The 3,024-nt window shown below is 66.0% G+C and carries 4 protein-coding genes and 1 pseudogene; 3 read left to right on the top strand and 2 right to left on the bottom strand.

Translation table 11 applies throughout. The features are described from left to right. Window positions 1-47 precede the first annotated feature (47 nt). The gene (locus WCE35_RS15820) at window positions 48-494 is read left to right on the top strand and encodes an NfeD family protein (protein ID WP_424594284.1); all 447 of its coding nucleotides are present in this window, start codon (window positions 48-50) and stop codon (window positions 492-494) included. A gap of 1 nt (window position 495) precedes the next feature. On the opposite strand, the gene WCE35_RS15825 is transcribed toward WCE35_RS15820, so the two are convergent. Then, complete coding sequence (locus WCE35_RS15825; RefSeq protein ID WP_424594281.1) at window positions 496-837, bottom strand: winged helix-turn-helix transcriptional regulator; 342 nt, start codon at window positions 835-837, stop codon at window positions 496-498. A gap of 72 nt (window positions 838-909) precedes the next feature. Here WCE35_RS15825 and WCE35_RS15830 point away from each other — a divergent pair, with 72 nt between their 5' ends. Further along, the gene (locus WCE35_RS15830; RefSeq protein ID WP_424594282.1) at window positions 910-1,458 is read left to right on the top strand and encodes a carboxymuconolactone decarboxylase family protein; all 549 of its coding nucleotides are present in this window, start codon (window positions 910-912) and stop codon (window positions 1,456-1,458) included. A gap of 100 nt (window positions 1,459-1,558) precedes the next feature. Here WCE35_RS15830 and WCE35_RS15835 read toward each other — a convergent pair whose 3' ends face one another. Further along, window positions 1,559-2,575, bottom strand: coding sequence for a KpsF/GutQ family sugar-phosphate isomerase (locus WCE35_RS15835; protein WP_424594283.1), 1,017 nt, complete (start codon window positions 2,573-2,575; stop codon window positions 1,559-1,561). 190 nt (window positions 2,576-2,765) lie between these two features. On the opposite strand from WCE35_RS15835, the pseudogene WCE35_RS15840 reads away from it, so the two are divergent. After that, a pseudogene (locus WCE35_RS15840) lies at window positions 2,766-3,024 on the top strand (outer membrane beta-barrel protein); the annotation flags it as partial.

Here is a 3,024-nt window from a genome sequence, read left to right on the forward strand (position 1 = left end):
GCCTGAGACGCCGCAGCGCTAGCATTCAGAAAATAGAGGGTCATGTCATGGCCGAGATGTTTTCGACATTGGGCACCTGGAACTGGCTGATCTTCGGCTTCGTCCTGATGGCGCTGGAGCTGTCCGCGCCGGGCATCTTCCTGTTCTGGCTCGGGCTTGCGGCGCTGCTGGTCGGGCTGGTGTCGTTCGCCATCCATCCGTCCTGGCAGACGCAATTGTTGATGTTCGCGGTGTTCGCGGCCGCGGCGGTGCCGCTGTGGCGGCATTTTGCCAAGAGCGCCACCTCCGTCAGCGAGAGCAATCCGTTCCTCAACCGGCGCACCGAAGCGCTGATTGGCCGGGTGTTCACGCTGGAAAAGCCGATCGTCGACGGGACAGGCACGGTGCGGATCGACGACACGATCTGGCGCGTCGCCGGCCCCGATACCCCGGCCGGCAGCCGGGTCAGGGTCGTGCAGGCCGACGGCGCCAGCCTGACGGTGACCGCGGCATAGCTCAGCTCGCCCCGCGCTTGCTCCATCGCTCGGCAAATCGATGCAGCGGCTGGAAGTTTTCGAGGAGTTCCTTGCCGATTTCGGTCAGGCGATAGCCGTCGCCGGGCAACAGTTCGACGAGGCCCGCCTGACGCAGTTCGGAAAGCCGCGTCTGCAGTACGGTAGGGGAGGCCTCGTCACAGGCCGCGCGCAGCGCGCGGGATGTCAGCGAGCGGTCGCGCAGCTCCCAGACGATCCGCAGGCTCCAGCGCCTCCCCAACAGGTCGAGCAGTGCCATGATCGGCCGGCCCGACCGGGAGCCGCGGACCCCGCGCTTTTTGATGATCGAGGCCGGTTTCGCCATCGAAAGCCCTCTTGCACACCGCTACAGATATTGTAGCGTGGTGCTACGCTTATTGTAGCACAGGAGCCAGCCATGTCACGCCTCGCGCCGCTCGAGCCGCCCTACGCCCCTGAAATCCGGGAGCAGTTCGATCGCATCATGCGTGGCGCGCCGCCGCTGATGTTGTTCCGCGTCATGGCCGGCCATGCCCGCGCCTGGGAGAAATTCCGCGGCGGCAGCCTGCTCGACCGCGGGCCGCTTTCGTTGCGGGAGCGCGAAATCGTCATCGACCGCACCTGCGCGCTGAACGCCTGCGAATATGAGTGGGGCGTGCATGTCGCGGCGTTCGCGCAGGCCGCGCACCTGACCGAGGAACAGGTCCGCGCCACCGTGCTTGATGATGCCGGTGCCGCCTGCTGGTCGGCGGCCGAGCAGGCGCTGATCGCGGCCGTCGATGCCCTGCACCAACGCGCCACGCTGGATGATGCCGAATTCAAGGCGCTGGCGGCGCATTGCGACGAGGACGGGATTCTGGAGATCATCCAGCTCTGCGGCTTCTATCGCACCGTGTCGTATCTCGCCAACACGCTGAAGCTGCCGCTGGAGCCGACGGCGGCGCGGTTTCCGGAGCGGGTAAAATAGCCTCTCCTCCGTCATTCCGGGGCGATGCGCAGCATCGAACCCGGAATCTCGAGGTTCCGGGTTCACGCTTCGCGTGCCCCGGAATGACGCCTGTAGTTTGCTAGGCCACGCCCGCGCGCAGCAGATCGTGCAGGTGCACGATGCCGACCGGCTTGCCCGCATCGGTCACGATCACCGCCGTGATCTTCGACGAATTCAGCAGTTCCAGCGCCTCGCCGGCGAGCAGGTCGCCACGTATCGTCTTCGGATTCTTCGTCATGACGTCGTCGACCACGGCCATCATCAGATCCGGCCGCAGCATGTGACGGCGCAGATCGCCGTCGGTGACGATGCCGACGATCACGCCGCGGGCATCGGTGATGCCGACGCAGCCAAAGCCTTTCGATGTCATCTCGACCAGCGCGTCGGACATTTGGGTGCCGAGCGGTTTTAGCGGCACCGCCTCGCCCGCATGCATGAGATCGCGGGCATGTTTCAACAGCGCGCCGAGCTTGCCGCCCGGATGCAGCACGCTGAAATCGACCGAGGTGAAGCCGCGGCCTTCCAGCAGCGCGATCGCCAGCGCATCGCCGAGCGCCAGCATCATCAGCGAGGAGGTGGTGGGCGCGAGATTATGCGGGCAGGCCTCGCGCGCCTTCGGCAGGGTCAGCGCGACATCGGCCGCCTTGCTCAGCGTCGATTCGCGCTCCGCCGTCATCGCGATCAGCGGAATCCGGAAACGCTTGGCATAGGTGATCAGGTTCTTCATCTCCGGCTGCTCGCCGGACCATGACAGCGCCAGGATGACATCGTCGGCGGTGATCATGCCGAGATCGCCGTGGCTCGCTTCCGCGGCGTGGACGAAAAATGCCGGCGTGCCGGTCGAGGCAAAGGTGGCCGCGATCTTGCGGCCGACATGGCCTGACTTGCCGAGCCCGGTGACGATCAGCCGGCCCTTGGCGTCGCGGATCAGCCCGGCGGCCGCCGTAAAGGGTGCGCCGAGATCGGATTGCAGCGCCGCCGCGAGGGCGACGATGCCGCTGCCCTCGGCATCGAGCGTGCGCAGCGCCGATTGAACGGCTGGGTTCGCGTGATCGGGGCCTGATGATTCTGGCATCAGCGGTTTCGAATGGGCCATGTCGGTTCCAGGAAGGAGGACGCCTTGCCTCGGCGCGCCTGCCTTAGCACGGCTGCAACCGCGAGGCGACGCGAGCGCGCCGTTCTCAACCGCCCATTAACCATAATTGCTTTAACTCCATTAACGACATTTTCCGCGGCCGTTCGCGGCCCGTCGCTTAAATTTATGATTTTGTTGGAGTATTTCGATCGTGGGGAGACGGCCGGCAGGGGGCCAGATCAGGCGCGCGACCGCCTTCCATGCGCTGTCGCCATGCCTTGCGCTGATGGTCTGGGGTGGAACCTGTGCGCAGGCCCAGATGCTGACCTCGGACATGCTGCGCCCGGTGCGCGGCGGCCTCATTGCTCCGCAGGATTCCCCGCTGCGCCGGACCAGCGAAGCCGGCGACAAGACCTTTGATGGCGCCAACGATGCGCGGCTGCGCGGGCGCGACGCCGACACGCCGGCGC

Origin of the sequence: Bradyrhizobium sp., assembly GCF_049691595.1 — a bacterium.
Lineage (GTDB): Bacteria > Pseudomonadota > Alphaproteobacteria > Rhizobiales > Xanthobacteraceae > Bradyrhizobium.